17 protein-coding genes are annotated in these 21374 nt (G+C 53.6%); 10 read left to right on the top strand and 7 right to left on the bottom strand.

All coding sequences use genetic code 11. The annotated features are described in order from the left end of the window. Positions 1 to 530: 530 nt before the first annotated feature. The 8 genes from L6J37_RS00750 (at position 531) to L6J37_RS00715 (ending at position 10972) form a co-directional block, all read left to right on the top strand. Positions 531 to 2204 carry an ABC transporter substrate-binding protein gene (locus tag L6J37_RS00750; protein WP_192015509.1) on the top strand — a complete coding sequence of 558 codons (1674 nt, stop codon included), beginning with the start codon at positions 531 to 533 and terminating at the stop codon, positions 2202 to 2204. 140 nt (positions 2205 to 2344) lie between these two features. Further along, positions 2345 to 3334, top strand: a complete 990-nt coding sequence (locus L6J37_RS00745) for an ABC transporter permease (protein WP_192015508.1) — start codon at positions 2345 to 2347, stop codon at positions 3332 to 3334. 2 nt (positions 3335 to 3336) lie between these two features. Next, a complete protein-coding gene (locus L6J37_RS00740; protein WP_237793795.1) occupies positions 3337 to 4365 on the top strand; it encodes an ABC transporter permease in 1029 nt (342 codons plus the stop codon). Next, positions 4365 to 5333 (top strand): ABC transporter ATP-binding protein, encoded by a 969-nt coding sequence (locus L6J37_RS00735; RefSeq protein ID WP_192015506.1) that lies wholly within the window; start codon positions 4365 to 4367, stop codon positions 5331 to 5333. The genes L6J37_RS00740 and L6J37_RS00735 overlap by 1 nt, the downstream gene beginning before the upstream one ends. A gap of 20 nt (positions 5334 to 5353) precedes the next feature. After that, on the top strand, positions 5354 to 6349 hold the full coding sequence (locus tag L6J37_RS00730; protein WP_192015505.1) for an ABC transporter ATP-binding protein: 996 nt from the start codon (positions 5354 to 5356) through the stop codon (positions 6347 to 6349). A gap of 74 nt (positions 6350 to 6423) precedes the next feature. Continuing rightward, on the top strand, positions 6424 to 8163 hold the full coding sequence (locus L6J37_RS00725; RefSeq protein WP_237793794.1) for a glycoside hydrolase family 9 protein: 1740 nt from the start codon (positions 6424 to 6426) through the stop codon (positions 8161 to 8163). Beyond that, positions 8156 to 9043, top strand: coding sequence for a BadF/BadG/BcrA/BcrD ATPase family protein (locus tag L6J37_RS00720; protein ID WP_218383450.1), 888 nt, complete (start codon positions 8156 to 8158; stop codon positions 9041 to 9043). The genes L6J37_RS00725 and L6J37_RS00720 overlap by 8 nt, the downstream gene beginning before the upstream one ends. A gap of 9 nt (positions 9044 to 9052) precedes the next feature. Further along, positions 9053 to 10972: a beta-N-acetylhexosaminidase gene (locus L6J37_RS00715; protein ID WP_237793793.1), complete on the top strand. Its 1920-nt coding sequence runs from the start codon at positions 9053 to 9055 to the stop codon at positions 10970 to 10972. A gap of 190 nt (positions 10973 to 11162) precedes the next feature. On the opposite strand, the gene gntR is transcribed toward L6J37_RS00715, so the two are convergent. The 6 genes from gntR to L6J37_RS00685 form a co-directional block, all read right to left on the bottom strand. Further along, positions 11163 to 12164 carry a gluconate operon transcriptional repressor GntR gene (gntR, locus tag L6J37_RS00710; RefSeq protein ID WP_218383454.1) on the bottom strand — a complete coding sequence of 334 codons (1002 nt, stop codon included), beginning with the start codon at positions 12162 to 12164 and terminating at the stop codon, positions 11163 to 11165. A gap of 109 nt (positions 12165 to 12273) precedes the next feature. Continuing rightward, entirely contained in the window at positions 12274 to 13761 is a 1488-nt protein-coding gene (gene gndA / locus L6J37_RS00705; protein WP_218383456.1) for an NADP-dependent phosphogluconate dehydrogenase, read from the bottom strand. A 48-nt stretch (positions 13762 to 13809) separates the two neighbouring features. Further along, positions 13810 to 14304 (bottom strand): gluconokinase, encoded by a 495-nt coding sequence (locus tag L6J37_RS00700; protein WP_027253165.1) that lies wholly within the window; start codon positions 14302 to 14304, stop codon positions 13810 to 13812. Positions 14305 to 14364: 60 nt separating this feature from the next. Then, entirely contained in the window at positions 14365 to 15687 is a 1323-nt protein-coding gene (locus L6J37_RS00695; RefSeq protein ID WP_192015499.1) for a TRAP transporter large permease, read from the bottom strand. Beyond that, the gene (locus L6J37_RS00690) at positions 15680 to 16231 is read right to left on the bottom strand and encodes a TRAP transporter small permease subunit (protein WP_192015498.1); all 552 of its coding nucleotides are present in this window, start codon (positions 16229 to 16231) and stop codon (positions 15680 to 15682) included. The genes L6J37_RS00695 and L6J37_RS00690 overlap by 8 nt, the downstream gene beginning before the upstream one ends. Before the next feature lie 97 nt (positions 16232 to 16328). Further along, a complete protein-coding gene (locus tag L6J37_RS00685) occupies positions 16329 to 17345 on the bottom strand; it encodes a TRAP transporter substrate-binding protein (protein ID WP_192015497.1) in 1017 nt (338 codons plus the stop codon). A 321-nt stretch (positions 17346 to 17666) separates the two neighbouring features. Between L6J37_RS00685 and L6J37_RS00680 the strand changes: the two genes are divergently transcribed. Further along, on the top strand, positions 17667 to 18578 hold the full coding sequence (locus tag L6J37_RS00680) for a D-alanine--D-alanine ligase (protein WP_218383458.1): 912 nt from the start codon (positions 17667 to 17669) through the stop codon (positions 18576 to 18578). A 43-nt stretch (positions 18579 to 18621) separates the two neighbouring features. Here L6J37_RS00680 and L6J37_RS00675 read toward each other — a convergent pair whose 3' ends face one another. Beyond that, positions 18622 to 18801: a hypothetical protein gene (locus L6J37_RS00675; RefSeq protein ID WP_192015495.1), complete on the bottom strand. Its 180-nt coding sequence runs from the start codon at positions 18799 to 18801 to the stop codon at positions 18622 to 18624. Positions 18802 to 19093: 292 nt separating this feature from the next. On the opposite strand from L6J37_RS00675, the gene L6J37_RS00670 reads away from it, so the two are divergent. Continuing rightward, entirely contained in the window at positions 19094 to 21310 is a 2217-nt protein-coding gene (locus tag L6J37_RS00670; RefSeq protein ID WP_237793792.1) for a methyl-accepting chemotaxis protein, read from the top strand. Positions 21311 to 21374 lie beyond the last annotated feature (64 nt).

Raw genomic sequence — 21374 nt, 5'->3', positions numbered from 1 at the left:
CACTCAACATAAAGTACAAACTGCCACCAGGTAGTGATGAAAAAATCGCCTCAACCACAGCAAACCAGGGGCAGCTAATGATAAATTTCATGATATGAGACGCCAATCACAACAAAATCTTTACAAAAATTTTCCGTTTGAAAATAAGCGCTTTTACGTTCAAAGCCTGTAATCCTCATTGTTAAAATAAAAACTAAATCATTAATAATAATGAAATATTTAGATAGTAAGCGCCAAAATGCGGATAGTTATCAATTCGTTCTAAGGCTAGAATGGCTGGCATTTTCCCGTAGAATAGCGGGCGATTTTTACGTTTTTGACAGCAAGCTTAATGTTTTTGACGTTTTTAACGTGCAATGCAATTGACGATTCCCGCCCGAAGTCGTTTCCTTAGGGCACTGAGTGTCCACAGGCCATCTGAACCAGGTCGCTTTACTCAACCGGTCCAGAGTGGATTACCAGCCCCACCATAGATGGAGGGGAACCTAAGTGAAATGTAAACCCTACAAAGCAAAGAGTAAGGAACAGCTATGCTTGCCAACATAAAGAAAACAAAGGTAACACTTGCCATCCTGGCCGCGGCTGCCGCTGCCATGACTTCTCCTGCGATGAGTGCTGAGCGCAGTGAGCTGACCATAGTGCCCGATTTTTATCCGACTCTGGTACGTAACTTCAACCCATATTTGCAAACCAACCTGCGTACCACCACAGACTTCGTTTATGAGCAACTGGTCATTTTCAACCAGATGCACGGTAACGAGCCTGTCATGCGTCTGGCGAAAGATTTCTATATGTCTGACGACCTGCTGCAAGTCACTTTTGTGATTCGTGACGGCGTTCAGTGGTCAGACGGTAAACCCTTCACAGCCAAAGACGTGGCCTTCACCTATGAGCTGCTGAAAAATCATCCTGCACTTGACCAGCGCGGTATCATCAAGTGGGTGAAAGATGTCAAAGTTGACGGCAATAAGATCACTTTCGGTCTGACTGAAGCCAACTCCAACGTACCTTATGAAATGTCTTTCGTTTCTATCGTACCTGAGCACATCTGGAGCAAAGTGAAAGAGCCTGAAACCTTTGCCAACGAAAATCCGGTTGGTACAGGTCCGTTTACTGAAATCGACACTTTCACACCTCAGTTGTACATTCAGTGCCGTAACCCGCACTACTGGGACAATGATAATCTGGATGTTGACTGTCTTCGTATGCCTCAGATTGCCAACAATGACCAGTTGCTGAGCAAAGTTATTGCTTCTGAGCTGGACTGGACATCGTCGTTCATCCCGGACATCGACAGCACGTACGCGGCCTCTAACCCGAACCACAAATACTGGTATCCGGCGTCTGGCACCCAAGCCTTCATGCTGAACTTCAAGTCGCCAAAAGAAGGTAACAACGAAGCTATCAACAATGTAGACTTCCGTCGTGCTTTCTCTATGGCGATTGACCGTCAGACCATTATCGACATTGCCTTCTATGGCAGCGGTACACCAAACCACTATGCGTCTGGTTTGGGTGAGGGTTTCAAAGCCTGGTCTGACAATGCGGTTTACAACAAGTACAAAGATTTCAACACCTACAACCTTGAGAACTCAAAAGCCCTGCTGAAAAAAGCCGGCTTTAAAGACATCGACGGCGACGGTTTCGTTGAAACGCCAAGCGGTAAAAAGATTGAGCTGGACGTTCAGTCTCCGAACGGTTGGACCGACTTCAACAACACAGTACAGCTGGCCGTTGAGCAACTGCAGGAAGCCGGTATCAAGGCCAACGCACGCACCCCTGACTTCGCTGTGTATAACGAAGGCATGATCAAAGGAACGTATGACGTGGCGTACACCAACTACTTCCACGGTGCGGATCCGCATCTGTACTGGAACAGTGGTTACAACTCCCGCCTGCAGGGCGAAGGAAACCCACGTTTTGCCATGCACTTCTTCAAGAATGCCGAGCTAGACAAATTGCTGGATGGTTTCTACAAAACAGCAAGCAAAGACGAGCAGAAGAAAATGGCCTATCAGATTCAGGCAATCATTGCTGAAAATCAGATCACCATTCCTGTGATGTCCAGTGCTGATATGTTCCAGTACAACACAAGCCGCTTCACTGGCTGGTGGAATGAGAAACACCCGAACGGTCGTCCAATGGTTTGGGCTGGCGTTCCAGAGCGCTTACTTCAAGTCATTGACCTGAAACCAAAATCATAATTATTGTTTAATTTGCGGTGCGTGTTCTGCGCACCGCCTCTTCCCCCACACTGTGTAAAGTATGGCGCCAGGCGTCAGGGGGTTTTTCGTCCAGAGTTCAGCCCAGAGTCGTAAGTCACTGGTTGGGAAAGGTGTGAGTTATGGGATTTTTTCTACGTCGTTTATCGTTCTACCTGGTTGCCTTGCTGTTTGCAGCCACGTTGAACTTCGCAATTCCCCGGGCGATGCCCGGCGATCCGGTGACAATGATGTTTGCCAATGCTTCCGTTCAGGTGACAGCCGAGCGTATCGAAGCAATGAAAAAACTGCTTGGCTTTGATGAAGCCCAGGTCTGGTACCAACAATATTTCACCTATATCAAAAGTATCCTCAACTGGGATCTGGGTATTTCAATCAAATTTTATCCGCAAACCGTGACCGAAATATTGGGCGGGGCGGTCGGCTGGTCAATGTTCCTGGCCGGTTCTGCAGTCATCATGGCCTTCTGCATCGGCTCTGTACTGGGGATTTTCGCCGCCTGGAAACGCGGCAGTAAATATGACGCCTTTGTGTCTCCCGGTATGCTGGTGATCCAGGCCGTACCGCCTGTGGTTATCGCCATGCTGGTGCTCTTTACTTTCGGCATGGGCCTGAAATGGTTCCCGACCAGCTATGCCTATACACCGGGCACTTTGCCAGACTGGACCAGCCTGGCTTTCTATAAAGACGTCCTGTACCACGCGGTACTGCCGCTGCTGTGTGCCACAGCTATTCAAATCGGCGGCTTTTTGATCAGCATGCGTAATAACATGATCAACCTGCTCAACGAAGACTATATCACCATGGCCAAAGGCAAAGGGCTGAATGAAAACCGCGTGGTTTTCAACTATGCCGCCCGTAATGCCATGCTGCCGAGCGTAACGGCACTGTCTATGGCGCTGGGGATGGCGATTGGCGGACAGCTGATTGTCGAAATCATCTTTAACTATCCGGGCCTGGGCACAGTGATGCTCAATGCCATTCACGCCCGTGACTATCAGGTTCTGCAAGGCCAGCTGCTGATCATGACGCTGTTTATGCTGTTCTTTAACTTCCTGGCCGATCTGCTGATTGTGGCACTGGATCCTCGCCTGCGTAAGGGAGGCAAATAATCATGAAAGCTTTAATCAAACTATTGTCCAACAACAATAAAGCACTGGCTGGCTTAATCATTATCAGCTTATTTATTCTGGCCGCTGTGTTCGCACCTTTGATCACCAAGCATGAACCTGACCGCCGCACCGGCAATCCGCACGAGTATCCGGCCTTTATCGTCAAGGCGGCACAGAGCAACCCGGACAGCTGGGTGGCACAGAATCTGGCTGATAACAACCGGACCCTGCGGTTATCAAAAAAAGCAGACCATGTACTGGGCACCTCTCGTATGGGCCGTGATATCTGGTCACAGCTGGTTTACGGCGCCCGTACGTCTCTGGCGGTCGGTTTCGGTGCCGGTTTGATGGTCTGTTTCCTGGCAACGGTGATCGGTGTGTCTGCCGGTTACTTTGGCGGACGGATCGACGACATCCTGACTGCTGCGATGAATATCATGCTGGTGATGCCTCAGCTCCCCATTCTGTTCGTCATCGCTGCCTTTATCGGCCAGGCCGGACCGCTGACGATTGCCGTGGTTATCGCCCTGACCTCCTGGGCATGGGGCGCACGTGTGGTCCGGGCGCAAACCCTGTCACTGCGCGAAAAAGAGTTCGTCAAAGCGGCTGAAGTCCTGGGCGAATCTTCCTGGCGCATCATCTTTGTCGAAATTCTGCCTAACCTGATTTCGATTATCGGCGCCAGCTTCATCGGCTCAGTAATGCTCGCCATCATGACAGAAGCCACCCTGTCATTCCTCGGCCTGGGCGATCCGAACTCTATCAGCTGGGGCGTAATGCTGTACAACGTACAGACCTCTTCTTCCATGCTGGTTGGCGCCTGGTGGGAGCTGCTGGCACCCTGCGTGGCCCTGACACTGATTGCGATCGGACTGGCGATGCTGAACTTCGCCGTGGATGAGATTGCCAACCCGCAGTTGCGTTCGCACAAAGGCTTGCGCCGCTGGCAGAACATGGCAAAGAAAAACCAACAGGCACAGCGTGCCACCGCGACGACCGTTAAGCCTGCACTGCAAGGAGGAGAGAAGTAATGACGACTCCACAAATTTCCATTCGCAACCTGTGCGTCGACTATATTACCGACGCCGGTGATGTCCGCGCCGTCAACGATGTCAGCTTTGACATTGGTAAAGGTGAAGTCTTCGGGCTGGCTGGTGAATCTGGCTGTGGTAAATCCACCGTTGCCTTTTCCCTGATGCGTCTGCACAAGCCGCCTGCGTTTATTACTGCCGGTGAAGTGCTGTTCGACGGTCACGGCGACATACTGACTTTCAGCGACCAGAAACTGAACAGCTTTCGCTGGAGTGAGATTTCCATGGTCTTCCAGAGTGCGATGAACGCCCTCAACCCGGTACTGACCATGGAAGAGCAGTTCTGTGATGTGATCATGCGTCACACCAACATGACCCGAGAGCAGGCCGTGCATCGCGCTCAGGGATTGCTGGAGATCGTTGATATTCACCCGAACCGACTGAGCGATTACCCGCACCAGTTTTCCGGCGGTATGCGCCAGCGCCTGGTGATCGCCATTGCCCTGGCTCTGAACCCCAAACTGATCATCATGGACGAACCGACAACAGCGTTGGATGTGGTGGTACAGCGCGAGATCCTGCAAAAGATCTATGCCCTGAAAGAAGAATTCGGTTTCGCGATTTTGTTCATCACCCATGATCTGTCTCTGATGGTCGAGTTCTCCGATCGTATCGGCATCATGTATTCCGGTGAGCTGGTCGAAGTCGCGCCGTCAAAGCAGATTCTGGAATCCCCGTTCCACCCTTACACCCAGGGTTTGGGCAGCTCGTTTCCGCCACTGACCGGGCCAAAAACCCGTCTGACCGGCATTCCGGGCAATCCGCTCAACCTGCTGGAAGTGCCTCAGGGCTGCCGTTTCCAGGCGCGCTGTAGCCAAGCGCACGACGCCTGCTTCTCGCAAAGCACACAGCTTCGCCAACTGGAACCCGGCCGTTTTAGCAACTGCCACCTGTACAACAAGTTATAACAAGAAGGATCGGAGGCAAAATGAGCAATCCAGTCGGAACACCCATTATCGAAGGGAAGAACCTGGTCAAAGACTTTTCGGTCAACAGTAACTCGCTGAAAAAATCCAAGATGCGGGCACTGAATCAGGTGTCGTTTAAAATGTACAAAAGTCGTGGCCTGGCGGTGGTGGGAGAATCCGGTTCCGGTAAATCCACCACAGCGAAAATGATCGCCAAAATGTACGAGCCCACTTCAGGGGCTATCGAATATTTCGGTCGTGATATTCAGGACATCACCAAAAAAAGCGAGCTGATGCAGTACCGTCAGGGGGTACAGATGGTCTGGCAGGATCCGTTCGGATCGCTCAACCCAACCCATACTATTTTTCACCACCTGGCCCGTCCCCTGCTGATCCACAACAAAGTCAGCCGGGGCAATAAAAAAGAGCTGGAAGAGAGAGTCTATGAGCTGCTGGAGCAAGTCGGCCTGATCCCGCCCAAAGCCACAGCAGAAAAGTACCCGCACCAGTTATCCGGCGGGCAGCGTCAGCGCGTCAACCTGGCCCGCAATATCGCGGTTGGTGCCGAAGTGGTCCTGGCCGATGAACCGACCTCCATGCTGGATGTCTCTATTCGTGCCGGTGTCCTTAACCTGATGGAAGAAATGAAGTTTGAGCGCGAGATGGCGCTGCTTTATATCACTCACGATATCGCCACTGCGCGTTATATCGCCGAAGATCTGGCCGTAATGTACGTCGGTCACATGGTGGAATGGGGTGATACCGAAGAGATTATCCATCATCCGCAGCACCCTTATACCCAGTTACTGGTCTCTGCCGTGCCGGATCCGAGCAAGTCGATCCATGAGCCGTTAGCCGGTAACAAAGGGGATATTCCGCTGTGGACACCAGACAGTGTCGGCTGTCCGTTTGCAGGGCGTTGTGTCCACGCGACCGAGCAGTGCCGTCAACGCCTGCCGGAAGTCACGCAGCTGGCGGAAAACCATTTTGTCCGCTGCTATCTGTTCAATAGCTGATGGCAGCTCAGGTAACTAATCGCAGCGAACATCGCTGAAAAATCGACAATAACTCACAACAACAAAGGAAAGCTATGCAGTTGTTAATCAACCATCTCGGTTATGAACGCACAGGTAATAAGGTTGCCATAGTTCAGCATCAGGTCCCTTTATCCCTGACGCAGGCGACCCTGATCCGCAGTGACGACCGACAAGCTGTGATGCAACTGCCGCTCTCTCAAAGCCAGCGCACAGATCAATGGCACACAGGCACGGCAACACCCATTGATTTCAGTGCCTGGCAGGAAGCAGGACGCTACCGGATCCGCTTTGGTGATCTTGAGTCTTCAGACTTTGAGATCGCAGACGGCTTGCTGATGCAGCGCACTTTCAGTGATGTACTGCACTATTTCAAATCCCAGCGCTGCGGCGGCAAATTCGATCAGCATGATCATGCCGTCCCGCTGTTTGGCCATCAGGACACAGTCGTCGACGCCCATGGCGGCTGGTACGACGCCTCGGGCGATGTCAGTAAATACCTGAGTCACCTGTCCTATGCCAATTACCTCAATCCGCAGCAGACGCCTATGGTGGTGTGGAATATGCTCACCGCCTTTGAGTCGCTGCAGGGTGATCCCGCTTTTGCGGATTTTTCCCGCGTCCGCCTGATTGAAGAGGCACTTTTTGGCGCGGATTTTTTACTGCGGATGCATGCACCGCAGGGTTATTTTTATATGACAGTGTTCGATAAGTGGAGTAAGTCCACCGGGCAACGGGAGATTTGTAGCTATTCAACTCAGGAGGGAATAAAAGCTGACAGCTATCAGGCCGCTTTTCGTCAGGGCGGCGGCATGGCGATTGCCGCCCTGGCCGCAGCGGCCAGGCTGGTACGCAGTGCTGCGGTGAGCAAACTGGATCTGGGCAAGGTGAAACATACCGACGCCTATCTGGAATCGGCCCAGACGGCATACTGGCACCTTAAAACCCACAACAGCCAATATCTGGATAATGGTGAAGAAAACATCATTGATGAATATTGCGCGCTGCTGGCGGCGGTCGAGCTGAGTAAAGCGACTGATCAAACCCGCTATCTCAGCGAAGCCCGTTACTGGGCCGATCGACTGGCTGCACGTCAGCAGTCCGATAACCAGCAGCAACATTACTGGAGCGCGAACGCTGATGGCAGCCGGCCGTATTTTCATGCCGCCGAAGCGGGTCTGCCGGTCATCAGTTTGCTGCAGTATTTACAAATTGAATCGGATCAGCACCGCCTGAACGCGATGGAAGAGGTGCTGGACAATGCACTGCAATTTGAATTGAACATCACGCAATCGGCCAGTAATCCTTTTGGCTATCCGCGCCAGTATGTCAAAGCAGTGGATGGCGACAAGCACTGTGCTTTCTTTATTCCGCACAATAATGAAAGCGGATATTGGTGGCAGGGAGAAAATGCCAGACTTGGCTCTCTCGCCGCTATGGCCTTCATGGCCGCCCCGGTTGTGCACAGCAGTGAACTGAGCCGCAGGCTGAAAGATTACGGCACTCAGCTCCTGAACTGGATGCTGGGCCTCAACCCCTTTGATATGAGTATGCTGGACGGACACGGCCGTAATAATCCGCTTTATCTGCCTGAGTTAGGTTTTTTCAATGCCAAAGGCGGTATCTGCAATGGCATTACCTCAGGTTTTGACAATGAAGCGGATATTGCCTTTGCGCCACCGGCCCAGGCGAATGACATGCTGCAGAACTGGCGCTGGGGGGAGCAATGGATCCCGCATGCCGCCTGGTATCTGTTAGCTATCGTGATGCAATGTAAGGAGCGCCATCATGGCTGATGATTTGCGTTTTCTGGTCGGTATTGACGGCGGCGGCACCTCTTGCCGGGCACGGCTTTGCGATCATAACGGCCAGCTACTGGCTGAAGCTAAAACCGGCAGCGCCAATATTCTGCTCGGCGCGGAAGTTGCCATGGCATCGATACAAGATGCGATTGCAACCGCCGCGGCACAAGCCGGCCTGACCGATGCCGACTTTTCTCACATGGCTGTCGGTCTGGCACTGGCAGGCGCTGAACATCGCAAAGCCTGGTACGACTTCATGGCCCAGCCGCATCCCTATGGCCGGATGGCGCTCAACACAGACGGCTATGGCGCCTGTCTGGGTGCCTGGAACGGGCAGGACGGCGCGATTTTCATCGCCGGTACCGGCTCTGTCGGTATTCTTCGCCGCGGCAAGGAGATCACAGTGCTGGGCGGGCGGGAATTTCCGATTTCCGATCAGGGCAGCGGCGCCATTATGGGCCTGCGCCTCATTCAGCAAGTGTTACTGAGCGTTGACGGTATCGTGCCTCAAACCGAACTGGTCCGCCATGTACTGGCTCACTTCGGACAGGATGTCGATGCCATTGTCGAATGGTCAAAAACCGCCCGTCCTTGCGATTATGGCCAGTTTTCCCCGCAGATTTTCCGACTGTCAGAGCAAAACGACAGCCTGGCGGTGGCATTGCTTCAGCAGACGGCCACAGATATTGAGATGTGGCTGAACGCTCTGCTGACGCGCGGTGCAGACCAAGTGTGTCTGATGGGCGGCATTGGCGAACGCATCGCCCCCTGGCTGACACCCGCTATTCAACGCCGACTGGCTGCTCCGCAGGGAGATGCCATGGATGGCGCAATACTGATCGCTCAGGGCGATCATAACCTGTATCCATTATAAGGGGCTATCATGAGCTATCGCCTTGATTTAACTGTTATCAATCAAACCGATACGGAATCCCGCTTCGCGCTGACCTTACACAACCTGGGTGAACAGACGCTGGAAGCCTGGTCCCTGGCTTTTATCCTCAGTCGCTGGATTGAACCGGCTTCGGTCTCTCGCGGCGTGTTGCAGCAGATTGGCAGCTACTGCACCTTGTCAGCCTCAGACGCTACCGCCCTGGCACCCAACAGCCATTTCTATACCGAATTTTCCATTAAGACTCCGCCACTCACCCTGCATGGTGACGGCGTGATCGAAGCCTGCCTGTATGCCAGTCAGCAAGGCGAAGCACTGCCGGTGACTGTGACCCCGGTGAACCTGAAACACCCGGTGCAGGACAGACAGACTGTCGAGTTACCTGCGCCCAAGTCGATTAACCTGATCCCGGCTCCCGCCAGTCTGAAAACCTTACCGGGCGAGTTCCGTTTTACCCGCGATACCGCACTGGCAGCGTTTCCTGACGCCGCACAGGGCTGTGTGAACTGGCTGCAGCAGGAGTTGGCCCATTGGCTCGACACGCCTCTGCAGGTCGGCCCCGGCGGCAATATTCACTATCAGGCGCGCGCCGATCTGGCTGAAGGCGCATACCATATGCTGGTCGAACCCGATCACATCTGGCTCGAAGCCAGCTCCTCGGCCGGGTTCAGCCATGCAACTGCCAGCCTGCTGCAGTTACTGCCTGCTCAGCCGACTCATCAGATTGAGCACTCGCTCAGCGTGCCTATGGTGGAAATTAACGATCAGCCGCAATACGGCCACCGCGGCATGATGCTGGATTGCGCGCGCCATTTTCATTCCGTTGCCCGGATAAAAAAACTGCTCGATCAGCTTGCCCGTTATAAGTTCAATACGTTCCACTGGCACCTGACCGACGATGAAGGCTGGCGCATCGAGATAGAAGCCTACCCTGCCCTGACTGACATAGGGGCTTGGCGCGGGCCGCAAGAGCAGCTGGTCCCGCAGTTTTCGACTGTTGATCGCCGGTACGGCGGCTTTTACACCAAACAGCAGATCCGGGATATCGTCGCCTATGCGGCAGATCGCGGTATTCAGGTGATCCCGGAAATCGATATTCCCGGCCATTGCCGGGCAGCCATAAAATCGCTGCCGGAGCTGCTGGTTGATGAAGCTGATCGCTCGCAGTACCGCAGCATCCAGAATTACTCAGACAACATTTTGTCACCGGCGCTGGCAGGCACTTACACCTTCCTGACCACAGTGCTGGATGAAGTCTGCGAGTTGTTCCCGGCGCCTTTCCTGCATGTGGGGGCAGACGAAGTGCCAAACGGTGTCTGGACTGACAGCCCCGCGTGTCGCGAGCTGATGGCCGCAGAGGGCTATGAAGACCCGTTTGAACTGCAAGGCCATATTTTACGCTTTGTCGAAAATTACCTGGCTCAGAAAGGCAAGCGCATGCTCGGCTGGCAGGAAGTGGTCAAAGGCGACAAAGTCAGTAAAAACACCATAGTGATGCCATGGATAAATGAACAGGCAGGACTGGACTGTGCAGGCAAAGGCTATCAGGTCATCATGCAGCCCGCGCAGTACACCTATCTGGATCTGGCGCAGGGACATTCCGCCGAGGAAGCCGGTGCAAACTGGGCCGGGATCTTACCGCTGGAAACTGTGTACAGCTATCGCCCGCTGGCCGAGCTGGAGCCAAACGATCCCAAACTGAATCAAATCATGGGTATTCAGTGCGCGTTATGGTGTGAGCATGTCTACAGCCAGGCAAGGTTTGAATACCTGCTTTATCCCCGCCTGCTGGCGGTCAGTGAAGTCTGCTGGTGTCCGCCGGATCAGCGTGACTGGGATGATTTCAAAGCCCGCCTCCATGGCCAGCTGAACTATTTAGACCGGGTGGGACTGAACTACCGCCAGGGTTAACAGAACATGTCCAGAGCCCGGTCACAGTGGTGAGCTGCGGGTGGGTTCTGTCGTGTGTCGTGAAGTGTCTTTTACATCCTATATGGTTGTGTTGGCAATAAGTTCGGGGACCTCTGGTCCCCTTTTTTTACCTCTGCCACTGGCCGGATGACTTGCTCAGTGTTGCGTGAACAAGCCAAACTCAGGGCCGCTAAATACTCTCGCCCAGCTCAATTTTTACATCCAGGGTAATCACCTTCTCTGTCGCCGGCTCGCCGCGCAGCCGCTGCAGAATCTGCTCGGCAGCGACATAGCCGATCCGCTCACGCGGTGTAACCACAGTGGCCAGTCGCGGCACCATCACCTGACTGATGTCATGGCCGTGAAAACCGGCCACCGCCATTTGCGCCGGCACCTGAATACCTAACCGCTGGCATTCATAAATCGCCCCGATGGCCAGGTCATCATTGGTACAGAAAATACCGTCGGCATCCGGATATTTTGCCAGTGACTGCCGCAGTAAACCGGCGCCTAAGCTGAACGAGGAGGCTTCCTCGGTCTGAATGCTGCGCGGCACCAGCCCGTGTTTCTTCATCACCTGCTGATAACCGGTAAAGCGCAAGTGGGTCCGGGCATCCATCCGGGCGGCAAAATACACGATATGGCGGCAACCGCGGGCGATCATCTGCTCTGTCATCGCCTCAGCGGCGGCCTGATTATCAAACCCCACCGCCTGAGCGATGGCCGGGGAAACCGAATCCATGATTTCCACCACAGGCACCCCGGCGGTATCGAGCATTTTTCGCGCCCGCTCGGTATGCACGCTTTCCGACAGAATAATGGCATCCACATTGTAGGACAGCAGGGAGGCGATGTTTTTTTCTTCTATTTCAGCGCTATAGCCATAGTGTGCCAGCATGGTCTGATAACCGGCAGGACCGGTGACCTTTTCAATGCCCCGGATCACTTCCGCAAAGACCTGGTTGGTGAGTGAGGGTACCAGCACGCCAATGGCATAACTTTTGGCATTGGACAAAATATCGGGGGCGCGATTGGGAATGTATCCCAGCTCCTCGACAGCGGCGGCAATTTTGCTCTGCAAGGCCGCTGAAACCTGACTGGGATCGCGCAGGTAACGACTGACCGTCATCTTAGTCACTCCGACCAGGTTCGCAACATCCTGCAAAGTCGGGCGTTTATTTTTGGTTGTCATGGTATTTTTCATGTGTCGGATTGGGCTAAACAAGCCCAAGATTACCACAAGCGCCTGTTGTGATTTGTAACCTGGCGCAAAAAGAAACAGGCCCTCCGGCCTGTTTGCATTACACTTTGCGTTGCACGCGCGGGGACTGACCCCAGCTGAGATGGAAGGCGTCAGCCTCTGGCTGATCAATGCGGGAATAGCTATGGGCACCAAAGTAATCGCGCTGGGCCTGTAACAGGTTGGCCGGCAGCACTTCACTGCGCAGGGTGTCAAAGTATTGCAGCGCTGAGCTGATCCCCGGCATGGCAACACCGGCCAAGCTGGCAGACGCAACGGCCTTACGCCAGTTTAACTGACGCTCGGTAAGCTGAGTGCGGAAGTGATCGGCTAACAGCAGGTTTTCCAGCGCTGGCTGCTGCTCAAAGGCACGACTGATATCCTGCAGGAAAATAGCGCGAATAATACAGCCGGCACGCCAGATCCTGGCGATAACGGCGTAATCAAGCGGCCATCCCTGCCCGGCAGCTGTGGTTTTCATCAGCGCAAATCCCTGTGCGTAGGTACACAGCTTGGCGCAGTAGAGTGCATCGTGCAGCTGGGCGATCAGCTCGGCTTTATTCAGGGTCTGAGCGTCATCCGCGACCAGAGGCAGTGAGCTGGCCGCCTGCACACGCAGAGATTTCATCCCGCTCATCGCGCGGGCAAACACCGCCTGGGCAATAGTCGGGGCCGGACTGGCGACTTCCAGGCTGTTGACGGCCGTCCACAAACCTGTGCCTTTCTGCCCGGCTTTATCCAGGATCATTTCCACCAGCGGCCGGTCGGAGTCAGGATCCTGCTGCTGCAAAATATCGGCACTGATTTCCATCAGATAGCTGTTCAGTACCCCTTGGTTCCAGTTGGCAAAGATCTCACCTATCTCGGCAGCAGACATTGTAAGGTGCTGGCTGAGAAAGTGATAAACCTCGCAGATCAACTGCATGTCGGCATATTCAATGCCGTTATGCACCATTTTCACGTAATGGCCGGCACCGTCCGGTCCCAGGTAAGCCGCGCAGGCCTCGCCCTGCTTCAACGGCGGCAGCGGCTGACCCGCACTGTCGACCTGTGCGGCGATGGCTGTCCACATCGGGCCGACCTGATGCCAGGCCGCGGCACTGCCGCTGGCCATCAAAGCCGGGCCATGGCGGGCACCTTCTTCACCGCCCGACACAGCTGTGCTGAAAAACTGGAACTGTCCCTTAAACTGCTTATCACGGGCCAGGGTATCCGTCCACAGGCTGTTGCCGGTATCAATCACGATATCTTGTGGTTCCAGTCCGGCTTCCAGTAACGTAGAGATCACGGCATCAACCGGTTTTCCTGCCGGGACAGACAAGGCAATCACCCGCGGCGACTGTAGCGCCGCCAATACCTGATGCAGAGAATCACAGCCAGTAAATGGCGCTTTCGCCAGCTTTTCAGCCTGCTGCCCGGCTTGCTGCACCAGGGAGGCCTGCAGATCAAAGCCAGCCACCGCAAAGCCGTGTTCCAGCAGGTTCAGCGCCAGGTTCCGCCCCATCACGCCTAAACCAATCATGGCTATATTGCACTGGGTTGATGTCATTCCTTTTTCCTTTACTGCAATGAGTGACTCAAAATCGCTTTGCCTTATTCAGGCCGGCGACAGTCGCGTGAGAATATCCTGCAATACCTCATGCTGAGACTGGCGGATATCGATAAACAGTGCTTCATCCTGCTCTGGCTCAACCAGAGTCGCAAACTGGCTTTCCAGCATGGCGCGACCGTTAAAATAATGATCCGCACGCTGCTGGTGGCGGTTCCAGATAGTGTCAAAATCCCCCTGAAGGTAGACAATTTCCAGCCCGTCGATCCCAGCGCGCAATTGGCGGCGGTATTCAGGTTTCAGCGCAGAGCAAGCCAGCACCGCATTGGGGGCATCCCGCAACAATTGGTTGAGCCGTGCCAGCCACTCAGCCCTGTCTTCATCATTGAGGGGCACGCCTTCACTCATCTTGCGAACATTGTCCGGCGAGTGAAAATCATCGCCATCAAAAAAGCGCAGCCCCAGTGCCGTCGCCAGCGTGCTGCCTATCAGGCTTTTGCCGCACCCTGATACGCCCATTACAATTATCTTTTTTGGTTTCATCGCCATTATCCCAGCCCTGCTCACAGCGCAGGGCAGTTCCTTATAGTTATTGTTATTTTCTTAACGCCACCACAGCGCAAGCTGCGGGAAAACAATCACCAGAGTCAGTGCAATCAGCTGAAGGCCGATAAAAGGCAGCAGAGAGCTGAAGATCTCACCTAGACTGATATCTTTGGGTGCCACCGATTTAAGATAGAAAGCCGCCGGGCCAAAAGGCGGAGACAGGAAAGAGACCTGCATGTTGAGGCAGAACACCACGCCGAACCAGATCGGGTCCATGCCCAGACCGGTAATAATGGGCACAAAGATAGGCATAGTCAGCAGCGCGACTCCCACCCAGTCCAGGAACATACCCAGTACCAGCAGGATCACCATCATAATCAGCAAGGTCATGGTCGGACTGCCGCCACTGAAGGCCAGAATGGTTTCTTCAACGAAATCAATGCCGCCCATCAGGTTGTACACACCAACCAGCGCACTGGCGCCGATGCCAATCCACATGATCATGCCGCAGGTACGCATGGTCGCAATGGCACTGTCTTTGAGCATGCTCCAGCTCATTTCGCGCCGGATCACAGTGCTGATCATGATGCCGACCACACCCAGCGCAGAGGCTTCCGTAACTGACGCCACACCAGTGTAAATACTGCCGAGCACAACCCCGACCGACAGTAATGGGAAAAATAAAGCTTTGAAATAGCTGATATCCCTGGCGGCGTCTTCCGCCAGCTCTTGTTCGGTTGGCAAAGGGGCCAGCGCAGGGTTGAGTTTGCAGCGGATCAGGACATAGCCGATGTACATCAGTGCCAGCAACAAGGCAGGCAGGAAAGCCGCCTTGAACAGATCGCCAATCGACACGCTGGCCGTCAGACCATAGATGATCAGCACGATACTCGGCGGTAGCATAGTGCCCAGCGCGCCGCCGGCACAGGTGGTGCCGATTGCCAGCTTGCGGTCATACCCCAGGCGCAGCATTTGCGGCAACGCCAGAATACCCAGCAGCACGGTTTCACCACCGATCACGCCCGACATGGACGCCAGCACCACGGCCACCAGCAAGGTCTGCACCGCGACGCCGCCGCGAAGACGACGGCCGACGGATTTCATGGCGTCGAAAAGATCACGGGCGATGCCGGAGCGATCAAGCAGCGCTGCCATCAGCACGAACATAGGTACAGCGAGGAAAATATAGCCGTCGACAAACGAATACATCCGGCTGGTGACCAGCGGCAAGGCATCCGGACCAAACCAGCCCAGGGTAAAGATCAGTGCCACCAGGCCGGTGACAAACGCCAGTTGCATCCCGGTCAGCAACAAGGCAATCATCAGCCCCAGCATCAGCAGGCTGCCGAAGCCGATCCCCATTGACGATAACTCAAACATCTTTTTTCCTCAGTCCACGGATTTCAGCGATCAGGTGCAACAGAAACTGCACAGACAATACACACAGGCAGATAAAAATGATCCCTTTGAGCAAAGCGGGAAAAGGAGGGTTCCAGGCAGAACCTGAGGTTTCCAGACGCATTTCGCCCCAAGGGGTGATCCAGGCTTCACGGGCCATGGTGTACGAGGCCCATGACATCAGCACAGAAAACAGCAGCCCCATCACATGATGGAATACATTCAGGTACTGACGCGTGCGCGGTGACACCATGTCGTACAGCAGGACCACACGCACGTGCTTGTTGGTCGCCATGGCATACAGGCCGCCGACAATAAAGAGAGAACCACCAAGAAACGACGCGGTTTCATGCACCCAGATAGTCGGTGAATCAAACACATAGCGCATCAGCACTTCATAAAATGAAATGATCACCGTAAAAATAAACAACAGACTCAGCGCATTGCCTATGTGGACGATGGCCGCATCCAAGCCATTCTTCGGCTTGTCCTCATCATGCTCTGCGGGGGTTGGATTGGTATTCATGACAGTTCACAACTCTTACTACATCGGATACAGAGGGCTGATTACAGCCCTCTCACAGGGGGATTAGTGGTGCGTGTCAGACAAGCAGTTCGGAGGATTACAACAGTGCGTTATCTTCCAGGAACTTAGTTACAGATTGGTAGACTTTCTCTGCATTTGGCGACTTTTGAGCAAACACTTTCCATTGTTCGCGGGCGATTTCCCGGAATTTCTTACGCTCTTCGTCCGACCAGTTGTGAATGGTAATGTTAGGGTTCGCCTGGGCTTCTTTCACCGCCTGCTGATCGGCGATCTTAAGCTGAGTGGTCATGTCATAGGCAAAATCGCGTACAGAGGTCGTCAGGATCTCCTGCAGATCCGCAGGCAGTTTGTCCCACTTTTTCTGGCTCATCGAAATGTCGATCAGCGGCAGTGAGTGGAAGCCCGGCTGAACCGGGTGTGTGGCCACATCGTTCATACCGGCTTTCTGGTTAGTGGAAAAGACAGTGTAATCCGCGGCGTCAATCACACCTTTGCTCAGGCCGGTGAACACTTCTGAACCCGGCAGGTTAACCGGTGAGGCACCCGCCGCCGCAAACACCTGCTGAACCAGACCTTCCGGGGCACGCAGTTTCAGGCCTTTCAGATCGTCCACACCATTGACCGGTACTTTAGACACAAAAGACTCCACACCTGTGGTCGAGCCGCCGACAAATTTCACCCCGTAAGGTGCATACAGCTCGGTCATCAGCTGATAGCCGCCACCGTAATTCACATACTGCAACAGCTGAGTGGTATCAGACCAGGCACCGACCGTGTTACCAATCAAGCCGAACGCAGGATCTTTGCCGGAAAAGTAGCTGGTCGCTGTGATGTGACCATCCAGGATCCCCAGTTTAATCGCGTTCAGGGTTTCGGTGTGTTTAACCACACTGCCCACAGGCAGTAAGTCAATGTCGATACGGCCGGCAGACATGGTTTCAACACGCTCCGCCCAGGCTTGCTGAACCTGAAAGTTTTTATCTCCAGCCGGGTCAGACGACTGGAATTTAAAGGTGTAGTCAGCCGCCAGCGCGGAAGCAGTAAAAGTGCCGGCCAGTGAGGCAGCGAGCAGAGTGCAGGTGAGCTTTTTCATCAGGTACAGTCCTATTGTTATTAGTCACGTCGTTGTCGTTAAAGGCCGGCTGTTAGTTGTTATGTTACCGGTAACTTTGATAACAAATGCTAGCAGAGAAAAAGAAGGGCTGTCTTTGAAGATCATCACAACAATGCCACCTCATGCGATCTGATTTCGTTTATCCGCTGACACGTTTTTTTTCTAAAGGTAAGTAAATGATTGAGCTGTCATTTACCGAACCAAGGTCATGTTTCATTATTGTTTTGTAAATCAATAGTTTTGTATCACAGGGCTAATTCGTTACTATATGAGCTTACGGACTTATGGAAGGGATTGATTATGCGTGTAGGTGTGTTAATGGGCGGGGAATCGAGCGAGCGGAGTGTATCACTGCGTTCTGGTCAGGCCGTCTGCGAAGCCATTGATGAATTAGGGCATGAGGTGGTGGCGATTGATCCCTCCAGCCTGTACGGCACCCTGGAGGCATTGCAGTCGGTCGATAAGGTCTTTATTGCCCTGCATGGCAGCCTGGGTGAAAGCGGTCATATTCAGGGGTTGCTGGACTGGCTGACAATCCCTTATACCGGCAGCGGCCTGGCCACATCGGCACTGTGTCTCAATAAACTGCGCACACGCCAGATATTGGCTCAACACGGTTATCACTATGCCAATTGGGTCGCCGTTCATCGTCAGCAGTCGCTGCAAGAGATTCAGTCGGCAGCCGACGATCTGGGCTACCCTTTGGTCGTCAAACCCAGCTCTCAGGGTTGCAGCATAGGGGTGTCGAAAGTAGAGTCCTCAGCTCAGCTGGAGGCCGCAGTGATGCAGGCCTTTGAATATGACCACGATATCCTGCTTGAGGCTTTCATCACTGGCCGGGAATACACCTGTGGTATTCTGGGTGACACCGCACTGCCCGTAGTACAAATTCGCTCTGACACTTTCTTTGACTGGACAGCCAAATTCGGCGCCCAGACTGCGAGTTACCATTGCCCCAGCGACCTTAACACCGAGACAGAGCGGGCTATTCAGCAACTTTCACTGTCGGCTTTTCAGGCGCTAGGATGCCGCGGCTGGGGCCGGCTGGATGTGATTCTCGGCGACGACGGTAAGATCTACCCTATTGAAATGAATACGTCACCGGGTATGACCCAGCGCAGCGTCTTTCCGATGGCCAGCCGCGAAATCGGTCTCGACTTTACCCGGACTATCGAGCAGATACTGGCGCTGGCCACTTTTGATCCTGTGTAATCTGTCAGCGGCCCGTCGCTACCTCAGCACGGGCAACTGGCGGCTAAAAGGCCACTTCCATACAGCGTTGTCCTTCGACAGCAAAGGCTACGACTAAGCCCTGTTCATCATTGAACTGATGCGTCACACTGACCGATTTTCCCATGCGCAGGGCAATGAGCTGTTTGAGTTCATTCACCAGATTTTGCTTCTCTTCTGCACTCAGCGTTGTCACTTTTGCCATCAAAACAGTCTCCTGACTAAGTTCATTACTGCTAGTTAGGGCGACTGAATCTTATCGTTCAGAAAAAGAATCGCCTGCTCAGCACCGAGACTGACTGCAAATTCATTTATTTTTGGGACAATTGTCCTGATTCTTCATCCGTGCCCCTGCCCTGAATGCGCTTATTCAACACTCACATTATTACACTTGATTCACATCACAAAACGCACTCTTGATCGCGTTTAACTGACGTCGTCGCACAAAACGTGAACTAATTTCGAATTACAGCAGCGTCGCTTCTACGAGGCAAACCATGAAACTGCAGCAAAAAATACTCACCGCTTTGCTCCTGTCAGGACTGGTTCCGGCACTGGCTATGATGATCATTGCCACTTATCAGGCCGGAGACTCGCTAAAACTGCAAGCCTATAACCAGCTGGAATCATTACGCGAAGTAAAACTGGATGCGGTAGAGCGTTACTTTTCCGCACTCAATCAGCAAATTACACTGGAAGCCAACAACCCGTTCACGGCGCAGGCACTGAAGGCTTTGCGTCAGGGAATCGCTGAACTGCCGCCGGTCGATGAGACTGCACGTCACCAGGTCAAACAGTTTTACACCGAGCAGTTCATCCCCAAGCTGAAGGCTAACGCGCCGGATCTTCAGTTATCCGCAGACTCGCTATTTAGCCAGCTTTCTCCTGCAGCTATTTCACTGCAAGCCAGCTACCTGGCGAACAGTCCTTATCCTTTGGGTGAGAAGCAACGGCTCGATGAAAGCGGTGATTCAGCCTACGATCAGGCCCATGCTGCCTATCACCCATTTTTTCGGGAGCTGATTGAAACCTCAGGCTATTACGATCTCTTTCTGATCGATGCGCAAACGTCACAGGTAGTGTACAGCGTCTACAAGGAGGTGGATTTTGCGACCTCTCTGAGTAACGGCCCTTTCAGTGCCAGCTTGCTCAGTCACGCTTACCAGGCTGGAATGGCGCTGGCGAAAGGCCAGACTGCGTTGATAGATTTCAGCCTCTATCTGCCCTCTTACCACTCTCCGGCCGGTTTCATAGCGGCCCCGGTTTATCAGGGGGCAAGTCTGGCTGGTGTATTAGTTATTCAGTTTCCGATCGATCGTCTGACGGCCATTATGGGCGTCCGGGCCGGACTGGGTGACAGCGGGGAAACCTACCTTGTCGGGCCGGATAAGCTGATGCGTTCCAACTCGTATATCGACCCTGTTAACCACTCAGTACATGCTTCTTTCCTGCATCCTGACAAAGGCAGTATTGATACCGAAGCCGTGCGCCGCGCCCTGGCGGGTGAAACCAATATTGATGCCATCAATGACTACAAAGGAAACGCCGTGCTATCGGCGTTTGCACCGGTTCAGTTCGGGGCCATACGCTGGGTTATCGTTGCAGAGATCGACCAGGCTGAAGCGCTGGCAGCCATCAGCCAGCTCAATATCAGCAGTTTTTTTGTCATTCTGGCTATGCTGGTACTGATCATTCCTGCCGCCCTCCTGATCAGCCGCAGCATTACCAGACCGATAGGCGGAGAGCCTGAGCACATGGAACACATTGCCAGCGCCATTGCCGACGGCAATCTGCGTCTGGACATGGCTGACGACAAACCGGCGACCGGGGTGTATGCCTCGATGAAAACCATGTCCGGTAAACTGAGTGAGATCATCCATCAACTGAAAATCGCGGCCGGTCAGCAGCGCAGTGAAGCGGAGGCATTAGCTGCCAGTGCGGTGCAGACGGCAGAGACTGTATCGCGGCAGGAACAGGAAACCACACAGCTGACAGTGGCGATCGATCAGATGAGTGCCACAGCCAAAGATATCTCAGGCAATATAGCGACAGTCGCCACTGTCAGCAACGATGCCAACACCCAAGTGACAGATTGCGCTGGCCTACTTATGCAAAGTACTGAAAGGCTAAATGAAATGTCCAGTGACATGCGTGAAGCCAACGATAAACTGGGCCTGCTTCGTCAAAGCTCAGATGAGATCACCAAGGTACTGGACACCATACGCAACATTGCTGACCAGACTAACCTGCTTGCCCTCAATGCCGCGATTGAAGCTGCACGGGCAGGCGAACACGGGCGTGGCTTTGCCGTTGTTGCAGAAGAAGTGCGTCATCTGGCTCAACACACTCAGGATGCCACCAGCGACACCGCCACCATGCTGGAAACCCTGCTCAACCACGGCCGTGACGTCAGCGATGTAATGACCAGAAGCATTGAGCACACTTACGGCGTCTCTGAACAGGCCACCAATGCCACTCAGCGCCTTCAGCAAGTGGTGCAATCGGTGGAACATATCGCAGACATGACATCTCAGATCGCGGCAGCCTCTGAGCAGCAATCTGCAGTGTCAGAAGAAATCAGCAATAATATCAACAATATTTATATTATGTCGCGCGACACCAGCAGCGCGGTCGAACAGATATCAGCCAGCAGCGAAGAGCTGTCCACCCTCTCTGCCCAACTGGAAAAAATGGCAGGTCACTTCAAGGTGTAATGATTTAATCGGCCGTAATAAGCGAGACAGCGAGCCGTCATTCGCTATCTCGCTTAATTTCAAC

This window comes from Photobacterium sp. WH77 (assembly GCF_022014395.1).
GTDB lineage: Bacteria > Pseudomonadota > Gammaproteobacteria > Enterobacterales > Vibrionaceae > Photobacterium > Photobacterium arenosum.
Note: the sequence above shows the minus strand (reverse complement) of the source record. Positions and strands in the feature narration are given on the sequence as shown.

Bases quoted from the DNA above. Each gene is read 5' to 3' on its own strand.
- L6J37_RS00690 (WP_192015498.1), bottom strand. From the start codon at position 16,231: ATGAATACCAATCCAACCCCCGCAGAGCATGATGAGGACAAGCCGAAG.
- L6J37_RS00675 (WP_192015495.1), bottom strand. From the start codon at position 18,801: ATGGCAAAAGTGACAACGCTGAGTGCAGAAGAGAAGCAAAATCTGGTG.
- L6J37_RS00745 (WP_192015508.1), top strand. From the start codon at position 2,345: ATGGGATTTTTTCTACGTCGTTTATCGTTCTACCTGGTTGCCTTGCTG.
- L6J37_RS00700 (WP_027253165.1), bottom strand. From the start codon at position 14,304: ATGAAACCAAAAAAGATAATTGTAATGGGCGTATCAGGGTGCGGCAAA.
- L6J37_RS00750 (WP_192015509.1), top strand. From the start codon at position 531: ATGCTTGCCAACATAAAGAAAACAAAGGTAACACTTGCCATCCTGGCC.
- L6J37_RS00730 (WP_192015505.1), top strand. From the start codon at position 5,354: ATGAGCAATCCAGTCGGAACACCCATTATCGAAGGGAAGAACCTGGTC.
- L6J37_RS00715 (WP_237793793.1), top strand. From the start codon at position 9,053: ATGAGCTATCGCCTTGATTTAACTGTTATCAATCAAACCGATACGGAA.
- L6J37_RS00720 (WP_218383450.1), top strand. From the start codon at position 8,156: ATGGCTGATGATTTGCGTTTTCTGGTCGGTATTGACGGCGGCGGCACC.
- L6J37_RS00685 (WP_192015497.1), bottom strand. From the start codon at position 17,345: ATGAAAAAGCTCACCTGCACTCTGCTCGCTGCCTCACTGGCCGGCACT.
- L6J37_RS00680 (WP_218383458.1), top strand. From the start codon at position 17,667: ATGCGTGTAGGTGTGTTAATGGGCGGGGAATCGAGCGAGCGGAGTGTA.
- gntR (WP_218383454.1), bottom strand. From the start codon at position 12,164: ATGACAACCAAAAATAAACGCCCGACTTTGCAGGATGTTGCGAACCTG.
- L6J37_RS00670 (WP_237793792.1), top strand. From the start codon at position 19,094: ATGAAACTGCAGCAAAAAATACTCACCGCTTTGCTCCTGTCAGGACTG.
- L6J37_RS00740 (WP_237793795.1), top strand. From the start codon at position 3,337: ATGAAAGCTTTAATCAAACTATTGTCCAACAACAATAAAGCACTGGCT.
- L6J37_RS00725 (WP_237793794.1), top strand. From the start codon at position 6,424: ATGCAGTTGTTAATCAACCATCTCGGTTATGAACGCACAGGTAATAAG.
- L6J37_RS00735 (WP_192015506.1), top strand. From the start codon at position 4,365: ATGACGACTCCACAAATTTCCATTCGCAACCTGTGCGTCGACTATATT.
- gndA (WP_218383456.1), bottom strand. From the start codon at position 13,761: ATGACATCAACCCAGTGCAATATAGCCATGATTGGTTTAGGCGTGATG.
- L6J37_RS00695 (WP_192015499.1), bottom strand. From the start codon at position 15,687: ATGTTTGAGTTATCGTCAATGGGGATCGGCTTCGGCAGCCTGCTGATG.